24 protein-coding genes and 3 tRNA genes are annotated in these 25,398 nt (G+C 70.2%); 15 read left to right on the top strand and 12 right to left on the bottom strand.

All coding sequences use genetic code 11. From position 1 onward, the window contains the following. Nucleotides 1-215: 215 nt before the first annotated feature. Complete coding sequence (locus Q664_RS29385; protein WP_043403186.1) at nucleotides 216-1,373, top strand: sensor histidine kinase; 1,158 nt, start codon at nucleotides 216-218, stop codon at nucleotides 1,371-1,373. Here the strand turns inward: Q664_RS29385 and Q664_RS29390 are convergent. Beyond that, on the bottom strand, nucleotides 1,345-1,947 hold the full coding sequence (locus Q664_RS29390) for a hypothetical protein (RefSeq protein ID WP_084610446.1): 603 nt from the start codon (nucleotides 1,945-1,947) through the stop codon (nucleotides 1,345-1,347). The two genes, Q664_RS29385 and Q664_RS29390, sit on opposite strands and share 29 nt — an antisense overlap. A 66-nt stretch (nucleotides 1,948-2,013) precedes the next feature. Between Q664_RS29390 and Q664_RS29395 the strand changes: the two genes are divergently transcribed. Next, complete coding sequence (locus Q664_RS29395) at nucleotides 2,014-2,979, top strand: response regulator (RefSeq protein WP_043403189.1); 966 nt, start codon at nucleotides 2,014-2,016, stop codon at nucleotides 2,977-2,979. 55 nt (nucleotides 2,980-3,034) lie between these two features. Here Q664_RS29395 and Q664_RS29400 read toward each other — a convergent pair. The 5 genes from Q664_RS29400 to gltX all read right to left on the bottom strand — a co-directional run bounded on the left by Q664_RS29400 (nucleotide 3,035) and on the right by gltX (nucleotide 5,319). Further along, a tRNA-Glu gene (locus tag Q664_RS29400) sits at nucleotides 3,035-3,106 on the bottom strand. Nucleotides 3,107-3,135: 29 nt separating this feature from the next. After that, nucleotides 3,136-3,207, bottom strand: a tRNA-Glu gene (locus Q664_RS29405). 27 nt (nucleotides 3,208-3,234) lie between these two features. Further along, nucleotides 3,235-3,305: transfer RNA gene (locus tag Q664_RS29410), tRNA-Gln, on the bottom strand. A gap of 85 nt (nucleotides 3,306-3,390) precedes the next feature. After that, the gene (locus Q664_RS29415; RefSeq protein WP_043403193.1) at nucleotides 3,391-3,810 is read right to left on the bottom strand and encodes a hypothetical protein; all 420 of its coding nucleotides are present in this window, start codon (nucleotides 3,808-3,810) and stop codon (nucleotides 3,391-3,393) included. Nucleotides 3,811-3,879: 69 nt separating this feature from the next. Beyond that, complete coding sequence (gltX, locus tag Q664_RS29420; RefSeq protein ID WP_043403333.1) at nucleotides 3,880-5,319, bottom strand: glutamate--tRNA ligase; 1,440 nt, start codon at nucleotides 5,317-5,319, stop codon at nucleotides 3,880-3,882. 120 nt (nucleotides 5,320-5,439) lie between these two features. On the opposite strand from gltX, the gene Q664_RS29425 reads away from it, so the two are divergent. From Q664_RS29425 to Q664_RS29440, 4 genes are read left to right on the top strand one after another with little or no spacing between them, the layout of a single operon-like run. Continuing rightward, entirely contained in the window at nucleotides 5,440-6,030 is a 591-nt protein-coding gene (locus Q664_RS29425; protein WP_043403196.1) for a hypothetical protein, read from the top strand. Continuing rightward, on the top strand, nucleotides 6,027-6,944 hold the full coding sequence (locus Q664_RS29430) for a myxosortase-dependent metalloprotease, MXAN_2677/MXAN_2678 family (protein ID WP_043403198.1): 918 nt from the start codon (nucleotides 6,027-6,029) through the stop codon (nucleotides 6,942-6,944). Before Q664_RS29425 ends, Q664_RS29430 begins: the two co-directional genes overlap by 4 nt. Continuing rightward, on the top strand, nucleotides 6,941-7,873 hold the full coding sequence (locus tag Q664_RS29435; protein WP_235216926.1) for a myxosortase-dependent metalloprotease, MXAN_2677/MXAN_2678 family: 933 nt from the start codon (nucleotides 6,941-6,943) through the stop codon (nucleotides 7,871-7,873). Before Q664_RS29430 ends, Q664_RS29435 begins: the two co-directional genes overlap by 4 nt. Nucleotides 7,874-7,913: 40 nt before the next feature. Further along, nucleotides 7,914-8,627, top strand: coding sequence for an HAD family hydrolase (locus Q664_RS29440; protein ID WP_052518820.1), 714 nt, complete (start codon nucleotides 7,914-7,916; stop codon nucleotides 8,625-8,627). Between the two features lie 71 nt (nucleotides 8,628-8,698). Here Q664_RS29440 and Q664_RS29445 read toward each other — a convergent pair whose 3' ends face one another. Next, nucleotides 8,699-10,714 carry a TonB family protein gene (locus tag Q664_RS29445; protein ID WP_043403201.1) on the bottom strand — a complete coding sequence of 672 codons (2,016 nt, stop codon included), beginning with the start codon at nucleotides 10,712-10,714 and terminating at the stop codon, nucleotides 8,699-8,701. Between the two features lie 218 nt (nucleotides 10,715-10,932). Between Q664_RS29445 and Q664_RS29450 the strand changes: the two genes are divergently transcribed. From Q664_RS29450 to Q664_RS29480, 7 genes are all read left to right on the top strand, one after another. After that, nucleotides 10,933-11,499 (top strand): chemotaxis protein CheW, encoded by a 567-nt coding sequence (locus Q664_RS29450; RefSeq protein WP_043403340.1) that lies wholly within the window; start codon nucleotides 10,933-10,935, stop codon nucleotides 11,497-11,499. Continuing rightward, nucleotides 11,496-12,911, top strand: a complete 1,416-nt coding sequence (locus Q664_RS29455; protein ID WP_043403204.1) for a CheR family methyltransferase — start codon at nucleotides 11,496-11,498, stop codon at nucleotides 12,909-12,911. The genes Q664_RS29450 and Q664_RS29455 overlap by 4 nt, the downstream gene beginning before the upstream one ends. 28 nt (nucleotides 12,912-12,939) lie before the next feature. Continuing rightward, nucleotides 12,940-14,553, top strand: a complete 1,614-nt coding sequence (locus tag Q664_RS29460) for a methyl-accepting chemotaxis protein (RefSeq protein WP_043403206.1) — start codon at nucleotides 12,940-12,942, stop codon at nucleotides 14,551-14,553. 31 nt (nucleotides 14,554-14,584) lie between these two features. Next, nucleotides 14,585-14,962, top strand: coding sequence for a response regulator (locus Q664_RS29465; protein ID WP_043403209.1), 378 nt, complete (start codon nucleotides 14,585-14,587; stop codon nucleotides 14,960-14,962). A 9-nt stretch (nucleotides 14,963-14,971) separates the two neighbouring features. After that, nucleotides 14,972-15,550 (top strand): chemotaxis protein CheW, encoded by a 579-nt coding sequence (locus Q664_RS29470; protein ID WP_043403213.1) that lies wholly within the window; start codon nucleotides 14,972-14,974, stop codon nucleotides 15,548-15,550. 12 nt (nucleotides 15,551-15,562) lie between these two features. Continuing rightward, entirely contained in the window at nucleotides 15,563-18,088 is a 2,526-nt protein-coding gene (locus Q664_RS29475; RefSeq protein ID WP_043403216.1) for a hybrid sensor histidine kinase/response regulator, read from the top strand. A 90-nt stretch (nucleotides 18,089-18,178) separates the two neighbouring features. Continuing rightward, nucleotides 18,179-18,808 carry a DedA family protein gene (locus Q664_RS29480; RefSeq protein WP_043403218.1) on the top strand — a complete coding sequence of 210 codons (630 nt, stop codon included), beginning with the start codon at nucleotides 18,179-18,181 and terminating at the stop codon, nucleotides 18,806-18,808. Between the two features lie 63 nt (nucleotides 18,809-18,871). Here Q664_RS29480 and Q664_RS29485 read toward each other — a convergent pair whose 3' ends face one another. The 5 genes from Q664_RS29485 to Q664_RS29500 all read right to left on the bottom strand — a co-directional run bounded on the left by Q664_RS29485 (nucleotide 18,872) and on the right by Q664_RS29500 (nucleotide 21,645). Further along, on the bottom strand, nucleotides 18,872-19,654 hold the full coding sequence (locus Q664_RS29485) for an alpha/beta fold hydrolase (protein ID WP_043403220.1): 783 nt from the start codon (nucleotides 19,652-19,654) through the stop codon (nucleotides 18,872-18,874). A 118-nt stretch (nucleotides 19,655-19,772) separates the two neighbouring features. Then, nucleotides 19,773-20,132, bottom strand: a complete 360-nt coding sequence (locus Q664_RS29490; protein ID WP_043403223.1) for a hypothetical protein — start codon at nucleotides 20,130-20,132, stop codon at nucleotides 19,773-19,775. After that, complete coding sequence (locus tag Q664_RS29495; protein WP_043403226.1) at nucleotides 20,129-20,680, bottom strand: YaeQ family protein; 552 nt, start codon at nucleotides 20,678-20,680, stop codon at nucleotides 20,129-20,131. The genes Q664_RS29490 and Q664_RS29495 overlap by 4 nt, the downstream gene beginning before the upstream one ends. A gap of 23 nt (nucleotides 20,681-20,703) precedes the next feature. Then, the gene (locus Q664_RS52830; RefSeq protein WP_152622403.1) at nucleotides 20,704-20,982 is read right to left on the bottom strand and encodes a hypothetical protein; all 279 of its coding nucleotides are present in this window, start codon (nucleotides 20,980-20,982) and stop codon (nucleotides 20,704-20,706) included. Nucleotides 20,983-21,054: 72 nt separating this feature from the next. Next, entirely contained in the window at nucleotides 21,055-21,645 is a 591-nt protein-coding gene (locus Q664_RS29500) for a histidine kinase dimerization/phospho-acceptor domain-containing protein (RefSeq protein WP_160174525.1), read from the bottom strand. Between the two features lie 272 nt (nucleotides 21,646-21,917). On the opposite strand from Q664_RS29500, the gene Q664_RS29505 reads away from it, so the two are divergent. Both Q664_RS29505 and Q664_RS29510 read left to right on the top strand, forming a co-directional pair. Beyond that, the gene (locus Q664_RS29505) at nucleotides 21,918-23,993 is read left to right on the top strand and encodes an alginate lyase family protein (RefSeq protein WP_075207544.1); all 2,076 of its coding nucleotides are present in this window, start codon (nucleotides 21,918-21,920) and stop codon (nucleotides 23,991-23,993) included. Nucleotides 23,994-24,051: 58 nt separating this feature from the next. Beyond that, a complete protein-coding gene (locus Q664_RS29510) occupies nucleotides 24,052-25,377 on the top strand; it encodes a nucleotide sugar dehydrogenase (RefSeq protein ID WP_043403231.1) in 1,326 nt (441 codons plus the stop codon). The last annotated feature ends 21 nt before the right edge of the window (nucleotides 25,378-25,398 follow it).

Genomic DNA, 25,398 nt, shown 5'->3' on the forward strand with positions numbered 1-25,398 from the left:
GGCCTTCCTGAAGGGCTCCAGGTGCGCTCTCCTGGGAGCGGGTAGGGGAGCGCTTGACGGCGAGCGTGCCGGGGTTGCCGGTGCGTGCGGGTGTTCTCATCTGCTCGAACACGGCCCATCGGGTTTTGGACGTGACGTGGTATCTCTTGGGGAGTGGGCGCAGTGGGGAGGCATGGCGTGAGTGGGGTGGTGGGCCTGGCCCGGAGAGGAATTCCATGAACCCGTCTGACCTGCCCGCCGTCCTCTATGTCGACGACGACGCGCTCAACCTGAGGGTGTTCGAGGCGAACTTCGGCTCGAAGTTCCGCATCTTCCGCTGCTCGACGCCGGCCGAGGCGCTGACGCTGCTGGAGCAGAAGCGCAGTGAGATCGGCGTCATCCTGTCGGACCAGCGCATGCCGCAGATGACGGGCGTGGAGCTGCTGGAGCGCGCGCGCACGCTGGCGCCGGACGCCAAGCGCATGCTCGTCACCGCCTACTCCGACATGCAGGCGGTGATCGACGCGGTGAACCGCGGTCAGGTGAGCCGCTACTTCGTCAAGCCGTGGGATCGCGCCGAGGTGCTGGCCGCGCTCGAGGACGGCCTGAAGATCGCCCGGTTGGAGCTGCGCATCCGCGAGGTGGAAGGGCGGATGATGAAGGCCGAGCGTCTGGCCACGTTGGGCCAGGTGACGGCCGGCATCGCGCACGAGCTGATGGGCCCGGTGGGCTACCTGTCGCAGAACGTGGCCTCGCTGCGGAGGGATCTGGAGTGCGTGGTGCAGTACGCCTCCAAGCACCTGGCGACGGATTCCTCGCCCGAGGTGGCGAGCGTGCTGGAGGATCTGCCGTCGCTCCTGCAGGACCTGGCCACGGGCGCGGATCACCTGCGCGGGGTGGCGTTGGGTCTGAGGGCGCAGGCGCGCGGCGAGGACATGGAGGTCTCGGCGGACGTGGCCGAGGTGGTGTCCTTCGCGGTGAAGCTGGCGCGCGCCGAGGTGCGCGATCGGGCTCGCATCACCACCATGGGCGAGCCGGTGAAGGTGACGTTCGGCCCGGTGAAGCTGACCCAGGTGCTGCTCAACCTGATCGTCAACGCGGCGCAGGCCATGGAGGGCACGGGCCGGCCGGGCCGCATCGAGGTGCGGTGGACGTCGCGCGAGCAGAACGTGGTGCTCACCGTGGCGGACAACGGCTGCGGCATCTCGCAGGAGCTGCAGGAGAAGGTCTTCCAGCCGCTCTTCACCACCAAGCCGGTGGGCATTGGCACGGGCCTGGGCCTGTCCATCTGCAAGGAGCTGGTGACGCAGGCGGGCGGCGCGGTGCGGCTGTCGTCGAAGCAGGGCGAGGGCACCGAGGTGGAGCTCACGCTCCAGCGAGTCCCGCTCCCCTGAGTCCGAAGGCGTTGTGCAGCAGGCGCCACACGCGCAGGAGCGCCTCCTGCTCGTGGGCGCCGATGTGCTCCACCAGCACCTCGCGCCGCGTCTCTTCCTTCTTCGTGTCCTTGCCCCCGGGGCGCCACGCCACCACCAGCGCGTAGCGTCCAGGCGCACGCTCCACCACATCCACCGAGGTCACCTCGTCGAAGGGCACCCACTCGGTGCGGGTGGCTCCCGGGGCCCATCGCAGCCGCTCCAGCCGCAGCCGCTCGCTGGAGAAGTGCAGCACGAAACGGCGCCGGCCGAGCTGTCCCTCCAGCTGGAGCGCGAAGCCCACCAGCGCCACCGCCACCATGCCCAGCGCCAGCGGTACGGAGGCCACCGCCCCGTCGCCGCCCAGCAGTACGCCTGCCACCGCGCCCGCCGTACACAGGGCCGCCAGCACCAGGCAGAAGCCCGGGAGTTGCCGCCGCCAGAAGGAGGGGGGGAGGGATTCGCCCAACAAACGGCCGGGCTCGTACCGCAGTCGTACGTCTCCCAGCCGCCGCGGTGCGGGGTTCTCCTCCAACGCTTCCGAGAAGCTCGCCACGGCTCCCAGCATAGCCTCACATGGCGTTGCTCGAAGTCTGGCGCGAGCTGTGCGATTCTCGACCGTATGGACCTCCCCTTCGAGACGGACGAGGGCGGCGGGGGTGAGGAGGGTGGAGGTACCCTCGCCTCGACCGTGCTGGTGGTGGACGACGAGCCCGTGGTGCGCGACGTGTGCGCCCGGTTGCTGTCGCGTGAGCCGGACCTGGTGGTGAGCCTGGCCGAGGACGCCGAGGAGGCGCTGGAGCTGCTGCGCTCTCAGCGCTTCGACGTGCTCATCACCGACAAGAACCTGCCGGGCATGGGCGGCGTGGAGCTCATCTCCGAGGCCCGCGCCCTGCAACCCGTGCTGGAGGCGGTGATGATCACCGGCTACTCCAGCTCCGAGTCGGTGATCGCCGCCTTCGCGGCGGGCGCGAGCGACTACATCCTCAAGCCCTTCGAGGACCTGCGGCTGGTGCGGGCCAAGGTGCGCGCCGCGTTGGAGCGCCGCTCGGAGCGGGTGAAGGGGCGCGAGCTGGCGCGGCGGGTGGCCCGCGAGGCCTCCGAGCTGTTGCTGGCCGGTGGGCAGGCCTCGCCCGAGGCGCGGGAGCAACTGGAGACGCAACTGCGCGCCTACGAGCAGGCGAGCCGGGTGGCTCCGGGCGGGCAGATCGCCGTGGTGGGCAGTCCGGACGCGCTCCGGACCCTGCTGGACGAGGGGTTGGAGGCCGTGGCGCTGCCCCCGGACTCGCCGGCGCTGATGGGCGCGGCCGTGGTGGTGCTGGAGACGGGCTCGTCGCACTGGTGGGACATCGCCGAGCGCCTCCAGTCGGCCCCGCCGGACGTGGTGCTGCTGGCCGGCCCCCACGCGGACCTGGCGGACCTGCTGGATGCCATCACCCTGCGCCTGGAGTTGGTGGGCTTCGGCACCGCGTCGCCGCTGTCGCTGCCGGAGCGGGTGCGCATGCTGCTGATGCGCCGCAGCCTGCAGCGCGCCCAGGCGAGCCTGGCCTCGGCCCTGGCCACCTTCCGCGCGAGCCTGCACGGTTAGCCTCGAGCCCGCAAAAGCGAAGCGCCCGCCTCTCGAAGAGAAGCGGGCGCCTCAGTGACCCTGCCGGGATTCGAACCCGAGTTTGTGCCGTGAGAGGGCACCGTCCTAACCGCTAGACGACAGGGCCATACTGCCCGACTGTGCTGCGACTGCGTGTGACCCTGCCGGGATTCGAACCCGAGTTTGTGCCGTGAGAGGGCACCGTCCTAACCGCTAGACGACAGGGCCGGTATTGCAACCACCGGGTACTACTTGCTGGGGAACTAGGATTCGAACCTAGATAAGCAGAGTCAGAGTCTGCTGTCCTGCCGTTAGACGATTCCCCAAGAGCTGCTTGCTGCGTGCTGCCGAAGTGCTGTCTGACTACCGCAACCGCCCTGCCACTGCAACTTCCTTTTTCGAACCGCCCGGCTACCTCGACTTCTTCCCGGACTTCGGTTCCGACTTCTTCGCGGGCTTCGCCGGAGCCGACGCCGCCTGCAGCGGAACGACGTAGATACGGACTTCGTCGTTCGCCTCATAGATGTTCAACCCCTCGAAGTTTCTTCCCGAGGGATTGACGATGTGGACGGCCTTCACGCCCGGTTGGTTGACCACCGGCCTTCGAGGGAAGGCACTCGCTGGATAGACCGTCTTGTAATACTCCAGCGTCTTCTCGAAGTTGCCCGGTGCCCGGTACCGCAGCTCGCCGACCTTCCGCGAGCCATCGGGGAGCTGGGCCCCGTTCACCACCTCCGCCGCCGCCACCGAGACCCAGAGCGCCGCTACCGCCGCCCCGAGCGGGCGCGCCTTATAGAAAAGGCCGATCAGGCTGTCAAGCGTTCGAGTCATGGGGCGGAAGGATAGGGCCCACGGGCGGAGGTGTCCACCCCAACCTGTGGGCCCCGTTGAAGGGAGGGACTACGGCCGGGCCAGCGCGGCGTCCAGGCGGTGGAGCGTCTCCTCGCGCCCCAGCAGCTCCAGCGTCTCGCCGATGCCCGGGCTCACCGTGCCGCCCGTGGCCGCCACGCGCACCGGCTGGGCCACCTTGCCCATGCCCACGCCGGCCTGCTCGCTCACCTTCTTCACCACCTCGTCCAGCGCGGCGGCGCTCCACTGCGGCAGCGCGGCCACCTGCTCGCGCACCTGGGTGAGCAGCGGCTTGGACTCGGCGGTGAGGTGCTTGGTCGCGGCCTTCTCGTCCAGCGCCACGCCGTGCTGGAAGTACTTGAGGGCCATGTCCGCCATCTCCTGCAGCGTCTTGGCGCGCTCGCGGAAGGCCATCACCACGCGCTCCAGCCGCGGGTCTCCCGCCTTCACCTGCACGTCCCGGGCGGCGAGGAAGTTCACCAGCTGCTCGGCCACCACCGCGGGAGGCAACATCTTGAGCCACTGCTGGTTGAGCCACATCAGCTTGTCCGGGCTCCACACGCCGGAGGTGGTGCCCACGTGGTCGAAGTCGAACCACTCCACCATCTGCTCGCGCGAGATGACCTCGTCGTTGCCGTGGCTCCAACCCAGGCGGATGACGTAGTTGCTCAGCGCCTCGGCCAGCACGCCGTTGCGCTTGTGCAGCATCACGTCCGCCTCGGGGTGCTTGCGCTTGGAGAGCTTCTCGCGGTCCGGCCCGAGGATGAGCGGGAAGTGGGCGAACTCGGGCGGCTTCCACCCGAAGGCCTGGTACAGCATCAGCTGCGGGAAGGTGGAGTTGACGTGCTCCTGCCCGCGCCCCACCAGGGTGATGTCCATGGTGCGGTCGTCGATGACGCAGCCGTAGTTGTAGAGGGGGATGCCGTCCGCGCGCATCATCACCCAGTCATCCAGGTCCGAGTACTGCTTGGTGATGGGCCCGAGCACCTTGTCGTTGAACGTCACCTGGCCCTCGCCCTCCGGCATCCGGAAGCGGATGACGGCGGAGCGGCCCTCGGGGATGTCCTTGCGGTCGCGGCAGGTGCCCTCGTACTTGTAGGTGCCCGGCTTGCCCGTGGCCTTCTCCACCGCGGCGCGCCGCGCGTCGATCTCCTCGCGGGTGCAGTAGCAGCGGTACGCCTTGCCCTCGGCGATGAGCTGGTCCGCGTACTTCTTGTAGAGCTCCAACCGCTGCGTCTGGAAGTAGGGCGCCACGGGGCCCTCCTTGCCCGGACCCTCGTCCCAGTCGATGCCCAGCCAGGTGAGCCCGTCGAGGATGGCCTTCACGGACTCCGGCGTGGAGCGCTCCTGGTCCGTGTCCTCGATGCGCAGGATGAACACACCCCCGTGGCGCTTGGCGTAGAGGTAGTTGAAGAGGGCGGTGCGGGCGCCTCCGATGTGGAGATAGCCGGTCGGAGACGGAGCGAAGCGGACGCGAGGAACAGGAGCCATATCGAAGGGGCGCGGATAGCAGGAGCGGGCTTGGGTGGTCAACGAGCGGCCGGGACTGGCCGTCTTCGCTGCCCGCGGCCCGGTCAATGCATTAGACTGCCGCGCACCGAGGGCCCTTGCATGAAACTTCACATCGCGCTTCGCGCGCTCCTGCCGTTCGTCCTACTGCTCTCCCAGGCGGCGAGCGCCACCACGATGCTGCGGGCCGACCTGCCAGAGCTCGCCCAGGCGTCCGATGCCATCGTTCACGGCACGGTGCGCCGGGTGGAAAGCCGGTGGAGTGGAGATGGACGCCGAATCATCACCGATGTGGAAATCCAGGTCACCGACGCCCTGAAGGGGCAGGCGGGTGGCACGGTGCTCGTCTCCCAGCCTGGTGGGCGGGTAGGCGACATCGGGCAGCGGGTGAGTGGCCTCGCCACCTTCACCCCCGGGGAGGAGGTCGTCGTCTTCCTGGAGCAGCACGGCAAGCGGGCCTTCCGCGTGTCGGGCATGGTCCAGGGCAAGTACCAGGTGCAGCGCTCGGAGGACGGAAAGAGCGCCATGGCCGTGCCGGAGCCCACCGGGGACGTGCTCCTGCTGGACCGGGACTCGCGGCAGCCCACCCCCTCCTCGCAGCGCTCCATGTCCCTGCCGGAGCTCAAGGCGGCCATCCGCACCGCGCTCGAGCGGAAGCAGGCTCCCACGCGCGTCCAGGAGAAGCGGCCGTGATTGTCGCCTCGCTCCTGGTCTCGCTCGCCCTCGGGCAGAGCGACCCCTTCATCCGCAGCCGCGTGAATCCGACCGCGGAGGCCCAGTGCCTCTTCTGGACGGTGCCCACCCTCTCCTGGAACCTCAGCAGCGTGGGCAATCCGAACGCCAGCACGGAGGACCAGAAGCAGAAGGAGTTCGAGGCCATCCGCCGCTCCTTCCAGAGCTGGCAGCGGATCTTCGACTCCTGCGGCAACCTCCGCTTCTCCGAGGGCCCCCTCGTGGATGACCGCAAGGTGGGCTACGAGATGAAGGGCGACAACCGCAACCTCGTCCTCTTCCGCTCCCGGAGCTGCGTGGACTTCGTCCCCTCCGACAACAAGTGCTGGGACGAGGAGACGTGCGGCAACGACTTCGACTGCTGGGACAACAACGCGGACACCATCGGCCTCACGCTCACCACCTACGACGAGAAGTCCGGCATCATCTACGACTCGGACATCCAGCTGAACGCGAGCGGCTTCGTCTTCACCACCGTGGAGCCGCCCGCGCCCATCTGCTCGCGGCCCATCAGCACCCACCCCGGCAACTGCGTGGCCACCGACGTGCAGAACACCATGACGCACGAGATCGGCCACCTGATCGGCCTGGACCACACCCGGGCGCTCGGCTCCGTCATGAACCCGAGCGCTCCGCAGGGCGAGGTGTCCAAGCGCACCATCGACGAGGGCTCCGCCGACTTCGTGTGCGAGGCGTACCCGAAGGGGCAGGCCAGCCAGAGCTGCGCCTCCCCCTCATTGGAGCGCAGTGGGACTTCCACCGTGCTGGGCCCGCAGGCCATCGGGTGCGCGAGCTCCGGCGCCGGGGCCTGGTTGCCCGCCGTCGCGGGCTGGGCCCTGCTCGCGTGGCGTCGCCGCCGGAGCGGCCGTCGATGATGCGCGCTTCCTCGTGGTCCGCCCTCGTGGCGCTCGTCCTCTGCGCTCCCGGGGCGGAGGCCCAGCGCTACCAGCGCACCCTGGTGCCCGGCTATTCCTACTGTGTCCTCTGGCCCGGCCGGGACTACGTGTACCGGCTGGACGCGGCTGGCAGCCGCCGCACGCCCGGGGACACCGAGTTCGCCGCGCTCGAGGCCGCGTTCGCCTCCTGGCGCGCGGTGTCCGCCACCTGCAGCGACTTCACCTTCACCCGCGGCCCGGACATCCAGAATCCCAAGGTGGGGTACGTGCGGGGCACCCAGGACCCCAACGCCAACGAGAACGTCATCACCTTCCGCGAGGTGGACTGCAACGACGTCGTCCCTCCGGAGGACCCGTGCATCGCGTCCGACACCTGCGCCAACACCTACGCGTGCTGGGACCATGGCGCCGCCGTCATCGGGCTGACCACCACCACCTTCAGCTACCGCACCGCCTACATCCTCGACGCGGACGTCGAGTTCAACGCGAGTGACGACGGCCGGGGCTTCCTCTTCACCACCGTGGACTCGCCGATGTGCGAGGGCGAGCGGACCTCCGGTTGCGTCGTCACGGACGTCCAGAACACGGCGACCCATGAGTTCGGTCACGTGGTGGGGTTGGACCACGTGTTCGAGATCGGCTCCACCATGGAGCCCACCGCTCCGCCGGGGGAGACCCACAAGCGCATCATCGACGCGGGCAGCGCCGCCGGCTTCTGCCAGGCCTACCCCCGGGGCTTGCCGCCCACCCAGTGCGTCGGGCCCGAGCCCGGACGTCACTTCCAGGCCGTTTCGCAAGGCCCGGGCATCGGCTGTGGCGTGGCGCCCGGGGCCCTCTTCCCCACGGCGGCCCTGCTGGGGTTGCTGACGCTCGGCCGGCGGAGGAAGCGGCCAGCCGGGCGTGCCTGAGCGGCCTCCCGACCCCAGGGTGATTAATGAAGAAGGGCCCATGGCCATTGCCTTCTTCGACCTGGACAAGACGCTGCTCGCCGTGAACTCGGGTTCCTTGTGGATCCGCCGCGAGCTCGCCCTGGGTCACATCACCCGGATGCAGGCGATGCGCGCCACCCTGTGGCTCGCCCGCTACCACATGGGCCGCGTCTCCATGCAGGACGCGCTGCTCCAGGGCATGGCCCACCTGCGGGGCAGGGAAGAGCAGCCCATCCGCGAGCGCACCGTCCGCTTCTACGAGGAGTGGGTCCGCTCGCGGTACCGGCCCGGTGCCCTGCGCGCCCTGGAGGAGCACCGCTCGGCCGGGGACAGGCTCGTCCTGCTCACCTCGTCCTCCGGCTACATGTCCGAGCTGGTGGCCCGGGACCTGGGCCTGGATGCCATCCTCTGCAACCGCCTGGAGGTGGATGCCGCCGGCTGCTACACCGGGCGCCCCCTGGGCGAGGTGTGTTTCGGCGAGGGCAAGCGCTCCTACGCCCAGGCCCATGCCGCCGAGGCCGGTGTTCCGCTGTCCGCGTGTGCCTTCTACACGGACTCGTACTCGGACCTGTCCGTCATGGAGGTGGTGGGCCGCCCCGTGGCCGTCCACCCGGATCGCCGCCTGCGCCGCGAGGCCCTGCGGCGCGGCTGGCCCGTGGTGGACTGGGGCACTCCCGAAATGGCGGGCGCCGTGGCCCTCGAGCTGCCCTCTCAGTCGCTGCATCACTCGTAGTCGACTATGAGTGGTGTGGGGCGGTGTGCTACATCACTCGTAGTCGACTACGAGTGATGGAATTGGAGGGCTCAGCGGCGGCGCGGCGCCACCAGCCGGATGTTGAAGACGTAGTCCACCGCCACCGGTTTGCCCTGCAGCTGGATGGGCTTGTAGGTGCGCGCCTGGAGCGCCTGCACCACCGCCTCGTTCATGTGCGGCAGGCCCTTGATGACCCGGCAGTTCTCCACCTGGCCCTTCTTGGTGATGGTGCACTTCAACACCATCGTTCCCTCCACGCGGGCCTGCAGCGCCTCGCGCGTGTAGACGATGTCCTTGCCCTTCACCTCCACCGGACGCGGCATGCCCTCCTGGAAGGGCACCGGCCCGTCTCCCGTGGGCGAGAGGCCTTTGGACAGCGCCAGCACCGGCACCGCCAGGCCGTTCCCCGCCGGAGCCGCCGCCGTCTTCTGCTCCGCCTGCTTCGGCGCCGAACCGGGCAGCGGCGCCGGAGGCGGCTCCGACTCCAACATCACCGGCGCCGACATGGAGCCCAGCGCCGTCGCCGTGGCGTTCCTCCCCTCGGTGCCCGAGGCGTGCTCCACCTGGTTCCTCGAGGAGGACGCGCTCCGGCTGGAGCCCCCGCGCGCACGTTGCAGCTTCTGGGAGAACACCACGTCACCCGAGCCGCCGGTGATGACCGTCTCCGTCTGGTAGCCGTCCAGTGAGAAGGTGAGCTCGGCCGTGACCGTGTCCTGGCCCTGCTCCTTGGGAATCTCCAGCAACAGCGGCGTCGTGCCGCGCTCCTCGCCCTTGTAGACGACGCGCGCGCCCGTGGGCTGGCTCATCAGCCGGAAGCGCACCACCTGCTCCGTGGCCTTCTCGGCGGGCGCCGGCACCTGCGCCGCCGCCACCGGCTCCTGCTTGGGCTCCGCGCGCGAGAAGACCCCCGAGGACAGCAGCAGCCCACCCGCGAGGGCCACGGCGATACCTCCGCCCACCAGCGCTCCCAGCAGCAGCGTGCGCCGGCGCGTCTTCTGCATGTCCGGCGGCACCACCACGCTGATGTCCACCGCCAGCGTGTTGTTCTCCGCCGAGTTGTCCCCGGTGATGCCCGCGAAGAGCGGCGTCTTGTGCGGACCCGTGGTGTTCTGCCCACCCGGCCGCTTGAAGATGCCGCTGTTGCCGCCCGCGGCCATGCTGGCCCCGCGCATCGCCTCCAGCAGCTCCTCCATCGTCTGGTAGCGGCGCGCCGGATCCTTCTCCAGGCATTTGCGCACCAGCGACTCGATCTCCATCGGCACCTGCGCGTCCGGCCTCACCGAGCTGAACGCGGGAGGCAACTCCTTGTGGTGCGCGAAGATGAGCTCGATGTGATCCTTCGAGACGAACGGCGGCCGCCCCACCAGCATCTGGTAGAGCATCACCCCCAGCGAGTACACGTCACTGCGGATGTCCGCCTCGTTGCGCGCCTGCTCCGGCGCCATGTACGCCGGCGAGCCCAGGAACGTCCCGCTCTGGGTGATCTCCGGGTTGGGCGCGTCCTCGGTGGGGGAGATCGACTTCACCAGCCCGAAGTCCAGCACCTTCACGAGATCCTGATCGGACTCGTTGAGGATCATGATGTTGGCCGGCTTGAGATCCCGGTGCACCACGCCCAGGTTGTGGGCCTCGCGCAGCGAGCGGCAGATCTGCTGGGCGATGCTCAGCGCCCGCGACCAGGTCAGGTAGCCCGACTCCGCGAGGAGCTGGCCGAGCGTGCGCCCCTCCAGGTACTCCATGGCGATGTAGTAGATGCCGTCGTCCGTCTGCCCGTAGTCGATCACCGTCACCGTGTTGGGGTGACGGAGCTTGGAGGACAGCGAGGCCTCGCGCAGGAAGCGCTTCTGGAAGCCCGGATCCTTGCTGGTGGGGAAGTTGGGGTTGAGCACCTTGAGCGCGACCACCCGGTCCAGGGGGGTCTGCTGGGCCCGGTAGACCCGGCCCATGCCTCCGACGCCGATCGGCTCGAGGATGCTGAAACGGCCGTTGAGCGTTCGCCCGATGAGGGGATCCGAGCCACCATCGCCCGGTCCCTGCGAGTCGCCCTGCGAGTCGCCGGTCACCATTTTCTTTATGCTCCCCCGGTCTTGGCCTGGGTCGGAACCATCCGCACGGCTTCCCATGAAACCACATCTCCCGGAAACACGCGACCTGTCCACCCAACTCCACTGTGTGCCCGGCGAGCAGCCGGATGAACGGCCCGCATGTACGGCCCGCATTGACGGGTCCCGCAATGTCGGACTACCGTCCAATCCTCTCCCGCATGGACCCCAGCGGGCTCGCGATGGTCGATTCCCCTCCGATGACAGCGGCTGAAGCCCAGGCGAGGCGTGCGTCGGTGCAGAAGCGCCTGACGCAGGTGGAAGAGGAGATCGTCCGGCTCCGGCGCGAGCTGGCCACGCTCGGCGTGGATCAGCGGCTGCCCGGCCTCTACCTCACGGTGGAGGTGGCCGGCACCACCGCCCTGCTGCCCGTGGAGGCGGTAATGGAGGTGGTCCGCCTGGTGGCCATCGAGCCCCTGCCGGCGGCGCTCCCCCATGTGCGCGGCACCATGCTCTACCGGGGCACCCCCGCGGTGGTGGTGGACCTGGCGGCGCTGCTCGGCGTGCGCCGGGAGCCGGATCTGGACGCGCACCTGGTCATCTGTGGGGGCGCCCGCATGGTGGCCGTCCTGGTGGATCGGGTGAGGGACCTGGTCGAGTCCCCGGTGCTGGTGGATGGCGCCGCCTCCGGGGAGACCGCCCACGCCTGGGACGGGACGGGGTTGATGGCGGGCCTGTGCCGCACGTCCGAGGGCATCCGTCCGCTGCTGCGCGCCTCGGCCATCCTGGCCGTTCCGGAGGGGGCGTGAAGGAACCGGCGCGCGTGGAGCGCCTCGACGAGGCGACACTGAGCGGGCTCGAGTCCGTGCTGCGCATCGCGTGCGGCATGGTGCTGGCCCCCAGTGTGCGCCCCTCGTTGGGGACCGCCCTCCATCGCGCCGCCGAGTCCCAGGGACTCCCCACCGCCGACTTCCTCCAGCGGCTGCTGGCGCGCGACACCGCGGCGGTGGAGGCCTTCATCGGCTACGCGGTGATCGGCGAGACGTACTTCTTCCGCCACCCGGAGCAACTGCGCGAGCTGGCGCGCATGGCTCCCTCCCATCCCGGTCCCTTCCTGGTGTGGAGCGCCGGGTGCGCCAGCGGCGAGGAGCCCTACAGCATCGCCATGACGCTGCTGGCGGCGGGCCTGCCCCCCGAGTCCATCCGCGTGGTGGGCACGGACGTGTCCGGGCGGGCCCTGGAGCGGGCCCGGCAGGCCACCTACTCCCCCTGGTCCGTGCGGCGCATGGAGCCCGAGCTGGAGCGGCGCTTCCTCACCATCCGCCCGGAGTCCGTCGGTGTGCCTCCCGAGATTCGCGCCCGGGTGGAGTTCCGCCGGCACAACCTGGTGACGGATCCACCGCCCGTGTCCGGCGCCCAGGCCGTCTTCTGCCGCAACGTCCTCATCTACTTCCCCGCGGAGGTCATCCCCTCGGTACTGGAGCGGCTCGTCCGGGCGCTGGCCCCCGGCGGCTGGCTCTTCCTCGCCCCCGCCGAGGTGCCCTTCGCCAAGGGCATGGGACTGGAGGAGCGCGAGGTGGAGGGCATGCCCGTGTTGTGCAAGCCCATCCCCGGTGAGCCGCGGTCCACCCCGCGGGCGGCCCGCTCCGCGCCCCTCCGGGTGCTCGCCCCCCGTGCTCCCTCCAGCCCGCTGCGGCGCGTGCAGACGCCTTCCCGGGCCACTCCGGCCTCCCAGGAACCGGCCCCCGTGGCACAAGCCATCCGAGGGGGCCCGGCCATGACTCCTCCGCCCCTCCCCCAGGCGTCCCCCGGCACTCCGGTCGCGGGCTCGCTGGAGCAGGCCCTGGCCGCGGCACGTGCCGGCCAGTTCGACGTGGCCGAGGAGTTCGCCCGCCTGGCCGCCCGCGAGCTGTCCCCCGAGGCCTACCTGCTGCTGGCCATGGTGGCCGAAGGGCGGGAGGACGTGCAGGGGGCCGTGGCCGCGGTGCGCAAGGCGCTCTATCTGGAGCCTCAACTGGCCATCGCTCATGCGATGCTCGTGGCGTTGTATGGGCGGTTGGGCCAACCCGAGGAGGCCGAACGGGCCCGCCGCAACGCGTTGCGGGCGCTGGAAGGACTGGATGACGAACACGTGCTGCGCGGAGTGGAGGCGATGACGGCGGGAGGGTTGCGGCGCGCGCTCGTTCCGGGCGTGAGGCAGGGAAAGTCGGGTGCGCGATGAGCTTGGAGGCGCCGTGGAAGTCACTGGCATGAAACCGCCCGAGATCCAGAGGCTGGACATGCGCCGGCTCAGCCTGAGGACCAAGATTTTGGCCATCACGGGCGTGTCGGGTGCGCTGGTGACGGCCGTGCTCGTGGCCGTCTTCTCGTTCCAGATGCGCGAGTCGCTCAAGGTGGAGTTCGCCCGGCGCGCCGCGGCGGCCAGCCAGGAGCTGGCCCACCACCTGGGGATCGCCACCTGGTCCCGGGACGAGGAGAGCCTGCGGCGGGCCACGGCCATCACCCTGCGCACCAACCCCAACATGGCGTACGTGGTGGTGCGCGACCGCCAGGGGGAGCTCCTCGGCCACGCCGAGGTGCAGCGCCTGGTGAACCCGGCCATGCTGCCGTCCCTGCCCGAGGAGGCTCCGGCCCGGCGCGAGCTGTCCGTGGGCAAGCGGCCCGTGTTGGAGACGTCCGCCCCCATCTACTTCGAGCCGCGCGGCCCCCGGACCGAGGGCGGCTCGCAGCCGCGGGAGCTCGTGGGCTCGGTGCAGGTGGGCCTGGAACTGGACGTGCTGGAGGAGGCCGTCCAGGGCATGGCCCTGCGCGCCCTGGGCCTGGGCATGCTGGCGCTCGCCGTGTGCCTGCTGGGCGTGGCCGCCCTGTGCCGCGTGCTCATCGTCCCGCTGGAGCGCCTGGCGCGCGCGGCGGCCGGCATGGCCTCGGGAGACCTGCGGCAGCAGATAGACGCCAACGGCAGCGACGAGGTGGGAGACCTGGCGCGCAGCATCGCCACCATGGCGGAGATGCTCACCAACCTGCTCAAGGACCTGCGCGGCGCGGCGGCGGACATGGAGCGCGAGGCCACCAACGTGCTCGCCACCTCCTCGCAGCAGTCCGCCATGGCCAACGAGCAGGCCTCCGCCATCCACGAGACGGGCGCCACGGTGGCGGAGATCGCCCAGACGTCCAAGCAGGCCACCTCCTTCGCGGACAGCGTCATCAGCGGCACCAGCCGCTCGGACTCCCTGGGCGCCGATGGCCAGAAGGTCGTCGACGAGAGCGTGGCCGCCATGGAGAAGCTCAGCGAGCAGGTGAAGGCCATCGCCCTGGCCATCACCGACCTCAACGAGCAGACGCTTCAGATTGGCGACATCATCACCACGGTGAAGGACGTGGCCGAGCAGTCCAACCTGCTGGCGCTCAACGCCTCCATCGAGGCGGCCAAGGCCGGAGACCAGGGCCGCGGCTTCGCCGTGGTGGCCATGGAGATGCGCACCCTGGCCGAGCAGTCGAAGATGGCCGCCAACCAGGTGCGCGCCCTGCTGGGCGAGGTGCAGAAGGGCACCCGCGCCGCCGTGTCCGCCACCGAGGAGGGCAGCCGCCGCGCCCTGGCCGCCATGGAGCTGGCCCAGAGCGCCGGCGCCGCCATCAAGGGCCTGTCCGACGTCATCCGGGATTCCTCGGGTGCCGCCCGGCAGATCGCCGGCAACACCCGGCAGCAGACCATCGGCGTGGAGCAGATCGCCGCGGCGATGAACGAGTTGACCATCGCCATGCAGGACAACGTGGAGGGCACCAAGCGCATCGAGCAGGTCGCCGGTAATCTCTCCAATCTTTCCAAGCGCTTCTCCGACCTCGTCGGGAAGTACCAGCTGTGACCGGGGGCGTGTTCGTGGAGGCAAGGGACGTATGAAGGTTCTGATCGTCGAAGACACGAAGACCATCACCAACCTCATCCAGGTGTACCTGATGGGGTGGGGACTGGAGTTCTTCGAAGCGAGCAACGGAGTTCAGGGGCTGGCGCGTGCCCGGGAGATCAAGCCGGAGCTGATCATCTCGGACGTGCAGATGCCGGAGATGGACGGGTTCGCCCTGTGCGCGGCGGTCCGCGCCGATCCCATCCTCTTCTCCACGCCCTTCGTGATGCTGACGTCGCTCAAGGATGACGCGAGCCGGCAGCGCGGGCGGCTGGTGGGTGCGAGCGCCTTCCTCAACAAGCCCGTGGCGGTGGAGGACCTGCGCGAGAAGGTGCGCAGCATCCTGAAGCTTCCCGCCAGCAAGTACTGACGAGGGGTCATGGCCGCCGACCAGTCGCGCGAGAAGATCGACTACACGGCACTGCGCCGCAAGCTGGACGAGGCCCAGGCGGTGCTCGAGGGCGCCCAGGTGCTCAGCCCGGAGCGCCGCCGCGAGGTGCTCGCCGAGCGTGCGCGCGCGCTGGCCGAGTCGCGCCACGAGGAGCGGCGCGAGACGATGTCGGTGCTCGCCTTCCGCGTGGGCGGTGAGCGCTACGCCGTGCCCATCGACGCGGTGGACCACGTGCTGGAATCCAAGGGCCTGTGCCCGCTGCCGGGAGCCCCGCGCCACGTGCTGGGCGCGCTGGTGTCGCGCTCACGCGTGGTGCCGGTGTTGGACCTGCGGCAGGTGCTCGGCCTGGAAGGGGGCGGCATGTCCGACCTGACGCGCGTGGTGGTGGTCGAGGTGTCCGAGGAGTTCTTCGGACTGGCGGCCGAAGAGGTGGACGGACGGCAGGAGCTGCCTCGCGCGGACCTGTCCCAACCTCCGCCTGGACCTTTCACGTTCCTCACCCGGGAGCGGCTGATGGTGCTGGATCTCGCCCAGCTCAGCGATCCCGCGGTGGTGGGGCGGGGATAGGACGAGGGACGAATGGATCCTCGGGTTCTGCGGAGCCTCTGGCCCATCTTCGCCGCGGAGACGCGCGAGCAGCTCCAGACCATCGGCACCGCCGTGATGGGGCTGGAGCAGGGCTCGGCCGAGCAATCGGCCGAGCAGCTCATCGCGCTCAAGCGGGAGGTGCACAGCCTCAAGGGGTCCGCGGCCAGTCTGGGCCTGGCGGACATCGAGCAGTTGATGCACGCCCTCGAGGACGGGCTGGCGCGCTGCGCTCCCGGTCATGTGCCGCCTCCCGGACTGGTGGAGACGACACTGCGGATCCTCTCGGCCATGGAGGCCGCGCTCAACCGCGGTGACGCGGGCGAGATGCCGGCCATCGAGGGCCTGGGTCCGCTGCTGGCCGCGCTCGGGCGTGGCGGCTTCGAGCAGGCTCCCGAGGTGAAGGCCAACAAGGTGCCGGCGCAGTTCCGGCGCGACGGCCTGCAGACGCTGGAGAAGCTGGAGACGTCGCTGACCCGGCTGTGCTCACCGGGCCTGGAGGACCGCCCGGGCGCCGTCTGGGAAGCGGTGGGTCTGGCCGAGCTGCTGAAGGCCGCGGCCAACACGGCGGGCATCTCCGCCGTGGAGTCGCTGGCGAGCTCCGTCCGCGCGGGCTTCGCGCGCATGGAGGAGGCGGGCGTCGGGGCCAGCGTGGCGGCCTCGGACATCGCGGGCTCGCTGGTGCAGCTGCGCACCTCCCTGGAGTCGCTCGCCGAGGAGACGCCGGCCGAGCCCGCGGCGGCCCCGGTCGAGCCCGAGGTGACGGCACGCTCGGCGGCCGGCCGCCGCCAGCAGGACATGGACCGGGCGGTGCGCGTGTCCGTGCGGACGCTCGACTCGCTGGCGCTCCAGGTGGAGCAGCTCGCGGCGGGCCGGGCGCAGCAGTTGCGCCGCGCGGAGGCCCACCGCGAGCTGTTGGAGCAGACGCACCAGGCCCTGTTGCAGCTGGAGCGCGCGGCCCAGCAGTTGGCGCTCTCCGGAGGCGGCGGCGCGCTGGAGTCGCTGCGTGCCGGCGTGGGGCAGGTGCGCGGCGTGCAGAAGCGGCTGGTGCAGTTGTCCAAGGACGTGCACCGCGAGGGCGAGCAGCTCTCGCTGGTGGCCCAGGTGGTGCGCGACGACCTGCGCGACCTCCGGATGGTGCCGGCCTCGCAGATGCTGGAGCCGCTCAAGCGCACGGTGCGCGAGCTGGCGGCGCGGCTGGGCAAGGACGTGGAGCTGGCGCTCGCCGGTGGAGACGTGCGCATCGACCGGCGCATCGTGGACGTGCTGAAGGATCCGCTGCAGCACCTGGTGCGCAACGCGCTGGACCATGGCATCGAGACGACGGCCCAGCGGACGGCCGCGGGCAAGCCGCCGCGCGGGTTGCTCACGGTGCGCGTGGAGCCCCGGGGCACGCGCCTGGCGGTGGTGGTGGAGGATGACGGCGGGGGCCTGTCGCCGGAGAACGTGAAGGCCACGGCCGTGCGCCGCGGGCTGCTCACCGAGGCGGAGGCCGCCAAGCTCACCGAGATGCAGGCCGCGCGGCTCGTCTTCGAGCCGGGTTTCTCCACGAGGGACCAGGTGACGGAGACGTCCGGGCGCGGCGTGGGCCTGGACGTGGTGCAGACCACCGCCACGCGGCTGCAGGGCGCGGTGGACCTCTCCTACGAGAAGGGCCAGGGCACGCGCTTCACCATCGACCTGCCGCTGATTCTGGCGGGCGCGCTGGGGCTGCTGGTGCGCACGGGCACGGCGGTGGTGGCCATTCCCTCGGACGCGGTGGAGCGCGTGCTGCGCCTGTCGCCCGGGGACGTGGGCACGGTGGCCGGACATGTGGTGGCGCGCGTGGACGACGAGCAACTGCCCTTCCACCCGCTCTCCACGTCCATCGGCATGCCCCGGCTGCCGCTGGCCATCGAGTCGGGCAAGCCGCAGACGGCCATGGTGCTGGCGCTCGGCGGCGTGCGCGCGGTGTTCGCCATGGACGCGGTGGTGGGACAGCAGGAGATCGTCGTCCGCTCGCTGGGGCGGCACCTGCAGACGGTGTCGCACCTGGCCGGGGCCGCCGTGCTGGACGACGGCAGCGTGGTGCCGGTGCTCAACGCGCCCGAGTTGCTGCGTGTCGCCGCCGCTCCGGTGGTGCTGCGTGCCGCCACCGAGGTGCGCCGCTCGCACATCCTCGTGTGCGACGACGCGCTCACCACCCGCTTCGCCATCAAGTCGCTGCTGGAGATCGCCGGCTACTCGGTGGTGACGGCCGGGGACGGCGAGGAGGCGCTGGGCATCCTCGAGCGCACGCCGTGTCAGCTCGTGGTGAGTGACTGGCAGATGCCGCGCCTGGATGGCATCGGGCTGACCCGCCGCATCCGCGCCCACCCCAAGCTGTCGCACCTGCCCGTCATCCTCTGTACCTCGCTGGACAGTCCGCAGGAGCGGGCCGCCGGCCTGGAGGCGGGGGCGGATGGCTACCTCGTCAAGCGCGAGGTGGAGCGCGGCAAACTGTTGGATCTGGTCCGCCAGTTGCTCCCCTCGGGCGCCTGAAGCAGGCGAGGAGACGGGGCCCTCCCTGGAGGGCGGGGTCCCTTCTCCTCCCGTCCCGGCATGTGCACCTTGCCGGGACCAGGAGGCGGCGTGGAGGAGCAGGTCGCACTATGGATCGCGGGATTCTCGTATCCGGCGGTGTTCCTGCTCCTCGTTCTGTGCGGAGTGGGCGCGCCGCTGAGCGAGGAGTTGATCATCATCACGGGTGGACTGGTGGTCGCGCGCAGTGGCGCGAACCTCCCGGTGATGGTGTTCGCCGCCTATGTGGGGGTCATCGCCGGGGATAGTGCGCTGTACCGGATTGGCCGCTCACTGGGGCCCCGGGTGTTCTCGCATCCCAAGCTGTCGAGGATGCTGACACCCGCGCGCATCGAGTTCCTCCAGGGGATGTTCGCGCGCAGGGGCGCGGTGTCGGTGTTCCTCGCGCGCTTCCTGCCGGGACTGCGCGCTCCGGCGTTCCTGCTGGCGGGGGCCTCCGGGCTGCCCTACCGCCGCTTCTTCCTGGCCGATGCCCTGGCGGCGTGGGTTCCCGCCCTGGGCATGACGTGGCTGGGCTTCCGGTTCGGTCCCCAGGTGCTCGCGGACGTGCAGGGCGGCCTGCGGTGGCTGCTCCTCGCGGCGGTGATGGTGACCGTGAGCGTGCTCGCCGTGCGCTGGGGGCGGCGCCGGGCGGCGTTGCGCACCACGCGCGTGGTGCAGGCTCCCGAGGGAGAGCCCTGAGGTCACTTCCTGGGCCGCGTGTACATCCCAACCTCCGCACCGACTCCGACAAGCGTGGGACATTCAGTGCTCGTGCCTGCAGCGGCCGAGGAAGTGGACCAGTTCCGTGTGGAACCACTGTGGTGCGTCCAGCATCAGCCAGTGACTCGTGTGCGGCAACGTGGAGTGGGACAGCCCGGGCCGCTGGCCCACCAAGGTCTCCGGGCCGGTGGTGGCCGCCAGCGCGTGGGTGGGTCCGGTGAATCGCTCGAAGGCCTCGTCCGGGTTGTAGAGGAAGAGCGACTCCATGTTTCCGGCGATGGCCTCCCGCCGCGAAGTCCGCAGTGTCTTCATGACCAGCGCGCGTGTCTTCTCCTTCGCCTCGAGGAGCAGGGGCGTGAACCAGTGTTCGTGGAAGCCGCCGTACTTCGCCGCGCTGAAGTTCTCGAGCCAGGCGTCCACCTGGGCCTTCTCCTGGCGGCGCAGGTCTCCCACGGGATCGACATAGAGGAGCCCCGCGAGCCGCTCGGGGTAGTACGAGGCGAAGGCGCCGGCCACCGCGGCCCCGAAACCGTGGCCCACCAGGACGAACTTCTCGGGCAGCAGCGCGTCGGCGATGGCGGCGACATCCTCCACCGAGGCCTCCACGCCGAAGGGGCCGTGGCCGCCGCTGCTCTCGCCCATTCCGCGCTGGTCGAACGAGACGCTGCGGGTCGCGAGGCCGTGCTGCGTCTCGGCCCAGTGCGTCCGGTCGGCGGCGAAGTCGTGCACGAAGAGGACGGGGATGCCGCCGTCGCCTTCGACTGTCGCCATCAGCCGCCCCGCGGGTCCGGGCACGGTCACCGTCGTCGCTTCCTTGTGCTTCATCGTGTCTGCTCCCGGCCCCCGCTGTGGGCCGGGCCAGCTTCGGAGTCTGTCCTACTGCTTCGAGAACGAGTAGCTGCCGGGGCTCATGCGCTCACCTTCGAACATCGTGAGCGTGGGCCTATGCGCCTTCCGCCTCGAGCAGCGCCGCGAGGAACAGCTCGTAGGTCAGCTCGGCCACGGGCCGCTTCTCGCGGCGGGCCTGGGTGCGGAGCGCCTTGGGCAGCGAGCACGGTTTGCCTTGCTCGCCATCGCGCATCTTCACATATCCGCGCTCGGAGAACCCGACCACGAGCCATCCCCGTTTGCGGAGTGCCTGGCTGAGGTCATCGGTGAGCTGGTGGTGGACGGCCTTGGCCATCGGCAGCAGGCCGAAAATATCGCTCGACCAGCCGCGCTCTTCCTCGCGCCAGCCCTTCGCGCGCAGGTAGTTGGCCTTGCGGGCGATCGACAGTCCTCCGACGTGGCGCTCGAGCTTCACAGGGACGCGCGGGTCAGCGGACCATCGAAGCTCTGCCCCTCGCACTCGACATAGGCGTGGTCGCCAACGAGGGTCAGCGACAGCTTGATCCGCCGGGAGTCGAAGCCGGAGAGCGAGCGCAGCAGGTCGGAGTCGATCGCGGCGAGCTCGGCCTTGGCCACGCGCAGGGCCTTCGCCTCACGTGCCTCGGTGAGGAACGCCTCGAGCCGCTGGGGGGACTCGAACAGCACCGACACCTTCGCGTGCGGGTTCTGGTCCACCGCGCGCTGGATCTTCACCGGGTCCGCCTTGCCCACGCGCACCCAGCTCGTGACCAGGCCGGTGTAGTCGCGGCATTCGAGGTCTGGCTCCTCGGGCTCGCCCAGTCCCTTGCCGAAGGCCAACCGCTCCTCCCAGAGCCAGCAGTACGCGAGCACCCGCAGCCAGACGCGCTGCATGGTCTCGGACGGGTGGCGTGCGACCTTGAAGCTCAGCTGGGGCTGGTCGATGGCGCGATCGACATGGCTCAAGGCGATCTGGAAGTCGTACAACGTCGGAGCGAGGGTCATCGGAGCGAGCTATAGCGCATCCGCTAACCCGGGAGGCGCGGGAGCAGCACGGCCAGCTCGAGCCCGGGACCCTCCTGCACGGAGACCCGGGCCTGCCATCTCCGCCCGAGCCGCTCCAGGGACTCGAGCGCTCTGCCCGGCAACGGGAGCTGCGTCCGGGCCTGGACGAGCAACCGCCACGCATCCACTCCGTCCGGTGCGTCCACCCGGAGCACCACTTCCGAGGCCCCGGCCCCCGACAACAGCCGCTCCAGGGTTCGCATCAACAGCGCGGAGCCCGTTCGCGGCATCTTCAGCAGCACGGGTCCCAGGGGTAGCTCCAAGCTCGCGGCGCCGGGCCGACCCGGCCCGAAGGTGGCGCTCAACAACGCCCGCTAATCCTCCGCGGGGACGTCCTCGCCCGAGGGCCGTTGCTGGAGACGGACATTCATCTCTCCCGCCGCCCGGCCCATGCGCTCGAGGTAGCGCTGCATGGACGGGGTGAGCGCGCCGGCCATGCCCTTGGTCATCATGTCGATATAACCCTGGATCACCAGCAGCGGCGTGCGCAGGTCATGGGCCGCGCGGGACCAGGCCCGCTCCCGGTGCGCCAGCCGCTCCATCAGCCGCAGCCGCTCCAGGCGCAGCCGCTTGTGCTCGGCCTTCGCCGCATCCTCCCGCTCGCGGCACGCCAGCAACGCGCCGCCCAGCTCCGTCAGACGGGCGAGGTGCCGCCGATCCTCTGTATCCACACAGGGCGTGCCCAGCACCAGCGCCGTGCGCCCATGCTTCATCATCTGAAGGGGATGGGCCCGGGCCGGCACCGGAGGCGCCACACCCGCGAGCGCCACGCACCGGCCATCCGCGTACAGCGCGGCTCCAGGCGTCTCCGTCAGACGCACCACCGACTCCACGAGCGCGGACAGTCCTGCCCTCGCCCCGTGGTGCAGCGCCCGCTCGGCCACGGCCGAGACTGTTCGCTCCACCTCCGAGGCGCTGACACTCCGCCCCACGCGCCACCCGATCCAAGCACCCGCCTGCACACAGGAGGAATGGCCACGGTCGGCGAACGGCGCAATGCATCCCAGTGTGGGAAACAAAAGCGTGACGGAGGGAAAACCCTTTCCCACTCATTCCCCCCGCCACCCAACCTTTTTACTGGACTGCGGGGATTCCTCGTCCCCAAACCCCGCCTTTCCCTGCGTTTACGCTGGCCGAGCACTTGCTATCGCTCACGTCCGGGATGGGACGGGGTGGAATGGGGACGCTGGGATACTACTCGACGATCGCAAGGCTCGCGCCGGCAGGACTCGCCCGGGGGATGGCACGGCGGGTTCAGGGAGTGGCGCGGCAGGCCCTCTATCGGAGGCGCGAGCGGCTCGATGAGCCGGGACTGCTGGAGGCCTTCGGGGCCGCCACCTCGGAGGAACTGGCCGAGCGGGCGCTGACCTCGCGCCCGGGCAATGCCTGGTGCGAGGTGGGGCAACGGGCCTCCGTCCTGGAGGCGCTCGCGGCCCTGCCCGGCGCCAGCGAGCGGGCCCTGGAGCGGGCCCGGGCCGCGCTCAGGGGCGAGTTCGACGTCTTCGGCACCCGGGTGTGCTTCGGCGAGGGCCGGCCAGTGGACTGGAGCAGGGAGCCGGTGAGCGGCTACCGCTACCCGGTCGTCCCGGTGGAGCAGCTGCGGCTGGCCCAGCCGGGGGTGGATCCGAAGTTCCCCTGGGTGCTCGGCCGGTTGGATTGTCTGGTGGCGCTCGGTCAGGGCTACTGGGTGGCGCGCGACGAGGAGGCGCGCCGGGGCTTCGCGCGGGCCTTCGTGACGCGGACCCTGGATTTCCTCCAGGCCAACCCGGTGGGGCAGGGCGTCCACTGGACGTGCGCCATGGAGGTGGCGCTGCGTGCGGCCAACCTGGCGCAGGCGCTGGTGATGTTCTCGGACGCGCCCGAGGCGCGCAGGCCGGAGTTCCTCGTGCCGGTGCTGGAGTCGCTCTCCGAGCACACCGCCTGGGTGGAGGCGCACCTGGAGGATCAGGGCGCGGTGCCCAACAACCACCTCGTGTCCAACCACGTGGGCCTGCTGGTGGCGGGCGTGCTCTTCCCGGAGCTGCCGGACGCGCCGAGGCAGGTGGCGCGCGCGGTGGCGGGGCTGCGCACGCAGATGGAGGCGCAGGTGCACCCCGAGGGCACGTCCTTCGAGGGCTCCATTCCCTACCACCGGCTGTCGGTGGAGCTCTTCACCCTGGCGCTGCTGGTGGCGCATGGACGGGGCGTGGACCTGGGCTCGCGGTACACGGCGCGGCTGCACCGCATGTACGAGGCCTCGCACGCCTGGTGCTCCGAGCGGGGACTGGCGCCGCAGGTGGGCGACAACGACTCGGGCCGCGTCTTCCCCTTCCAGGAGAGGGATCCGCGCGAGCAGGGCTACCTCGCACCCCTGGGGGCCGCGCTCTTCGGTGACGCGAACCTGGCGGAGGGGACGTTCCCGGACGAGGCCGCCTGGCTGCTGGGACTGTCGGGTCTCGAATGCTTCCGGGCGCTGCCCAAGGCAAGGCCCGCGAGCTCGGTGAGCTTCCCCGCGGGAGGCTTCCACGTCCTGCGCGGGGCGGGCGCGGTGGTGACGGTGAGCGCTGGCGCGCAGGGACAGCACGGCGTGGGCGGGCACAGCCACAACGACAAGCTCTCCTTCGAGCTGCACCTGCACGGGCGGCCCGTCATCGTGGATCCGGGCACGGGCACGTACACGCGGGATCCGCTGGTGCGCAACGCGTTCCGCTCCACCGCCGCGCACAACACGCTCGAGCTGGACGGCGTGGAGCAGGCTCCGTTGGATCCACACCGGCTGTTCGCGCTGCCCGAGGCCGCTCGGGCCCGCGTGCAGGTGTTCCAGCCCGGCGCGGAGCTGGAGCGCCTCACCGCGCGGCACGATGGCTACCGCGCGCTGTCTTCTCCGGTGGGCGTGGAGCGCACCTTCGTGCTCGACAAGCGCGAGCGTGCGCTCGGGGTGACGGACGCGCTGGTGGGGGTGGGGCTTCACGATGTGAAGGGGAGGATCCACCTTCCGGACCGCGAGGCGCGAATGAGGGCGCCAACGTCCGAGGAGCTGGCGCGGGCGCTGCGTGTCCCGGAGGCGCCGAAGGGATTCGAGACATTGGGTGTGGAATTGGGGCCGGCGGAGGCACCGGAAGCACTGGTGCTCTTCGCGGTGGGCCTGGAGCCACGGTTGGAGCCAGCCCGGTACTCGCCGGGGTACGGCCTCGTGGTGCCGTCGCAGGTGGTGGTGTTCCGGGGGCGGGTGTCGCCTCCGGTGTGTCTGAGGTGGGTGGTCGTCTTCAAGTGAAGACTCGTGACGGGGTGTGACGGGGGGGACCCGCACGCCTTCAGGAGAGGTGAGTCAGATGCGCGTCATGGTGAGCCCGCTGCTGGAGAAGATCCGCCGGCGGGAGGCGAGGGTGGGCGTGGTGGGGATGGGCTACGTGGGTCTGCCGCTCGGTATGGCGTTCGCGGAGGCCGGCTTCCCCGTGATGGGGCTCGACGTGGATACGCGGAAGGTGGACAACATCAGCAAGGGGGTGAGCTACATCAAGCACATTCCCAGCGCACCGCTGGCGGAACTGACGAGCAAGGGCAAACTCAAGGCGACCACGGACTTCGCGAAGGCTCGCGAGATGGATTGCATCATCATCTGCGTGCCCACGCCGCTGACGGCGTCGCGTGAGCCCGACATGAGCTACATCGTGAAGACGGGCGAGGCGCTGTCGCCCCACGTCCGTCCCGGTCAGCTCTTCATCCTCGAGTCCACCACGTACCCGGGGACCACGGATGAGGTCCTCAAGCCCCTGCTGGAGAAGAGCGGTCTGAAGGCGGGCGTGGACTTCCACCTGGCCTTCAGCCCCGAGCGCGAGGATCCGGGCAACAAGAGCTTCAACACCAAGACGATCCCGAAGATCGTCGGTGGCCACACCCCGGCGTGCCTCGAGGTGGCGCAGGCGCTCTACTCGAGCGCGCTCAAGGAGACGGTGGCCGTGTCCTCCACCCGCGTGGCCGAGCTGGCCAAGCTGCTGGAGAACATCTACCGCTGCGTCAACATCGCCATGGTCAACGAGATGAAGATGCTCTGCGACCGGATGAACATCGACGTGTGGGAGGTCATCAACGCCGCGGCGACCAAGCCCTTCGGCTTCCAGGCCTTCTACCCGGGCCCGGGCCTCGGCGGTCACTGCATCCCGATCGATCCCTTCTACCTGACGTGGAAGGCGCGTGAGTACGAGTTCCACACCAAGTTCATCGAGCTGGCCGGCGAGGTGAACACGCAGATGCCGTACTACGTGGTGACTCGCACCATGGAGGCGCTCAACAAGAACAAGAAGACGCTCAACGGGGCGAAGGTGCTGTGCCTCGGCGCGGCGTACAAGAAGGACATCGACGACATGCGTGAGAGCCCGAGCCTCCGGGTCATCACGCTGCTCAAGGAGAAGGGCGCCGAGGTCGACTACCACGACCCGTACGTGCCCCGCCTCGAGGAGGGCCACGGCTTCCACTTCACGATGCAGTCGGTGCCGTTGCACCCGGAGACGATCGGCAACTACGACGCCGTCGTCATCCTCACGGACCACTCGAGCATCGACTACAACATGGTGGTGAAGCAGTCGCGGTGCGTGGTGGACACGCGCAACGCCTGCAAGAACGTGGGCCCGGGCCGCGAGAAGGTCACCAAGGCCTGAGAGACAGCCAGGCGTGAAGGC

This window comes from Archangium violaceum Cb vi76 (genome assembly GCF_000733295.1).
Taxonomy (GTDB): Bacteria; Myxococcota; Myxococcia; order Myxococcales; family Myxococcaceae; genus Archangium; species Archangium violaceum.